This window comes from Mammaliicoccus sp. Q-M61, from assembly GCF_022386055.1.
In the GTDB taxonomy this organism is placed as follows: domain Bacteria; phylum Bacillota; class Bacilli; order Staphylococcales; family Staphylococcaceae; genus Mammaliicoccus; species Mammaliicoccus sciuri_A.
In genome coordinates this window covers 1-427 of sequence record NZ_JAJNJL010000033.1, presented here as the reverse complement: position 1 = coordinate 427, position 427 = coordinate 1, and the positions used below count along the sequence as shown (strand labels likewise).

Genomic DNA, 427 nt, shown 5'->3' with positions numbered 1-427 from the left:
CGTCACCGTCACTTACGCCATTACCATCAGTATCAGGGTTGTTTGGATCAGTACCGATGACTTTTTCATCTTCGTTACTTACACCATCACCGTCGATGTCATTGTCATCTTTATCTGTGACGCCATCGCCATCAGTATCCTTCGGAGTTGAGATATCAGGTTTACCGTCACCATCTTTATCCGTTGGTTTATCTGAAGATGGATCAGATTCATCTTTGTTCGGAATACCATCGCTATCGTGGTCTTCGTCACCGTCACTCACACTATTACCGTCAGTATCAGGATTGTTCGGATCAGTACCAATAAGTTTTTCATCTTCGTTACTTACGCCGTCACCATCGATGTCATTGTCATCTTTATCTGTGATGCCATCGCCATCAGTATCCTTCGGAGTTTCAATATCAGGTTTACCATCACCATCTTTGTC

At 43.6% G+C, this 427-nt stretch carries 1 pseudogene; it reads right to left on the bottom strand.

The window, feature by feature from the left end:
- A pseudogene (locus tag LQ677_RS14545) lies at positions 1-427 on the bottom strand (hypothetical protein); the annotation flags it as partial.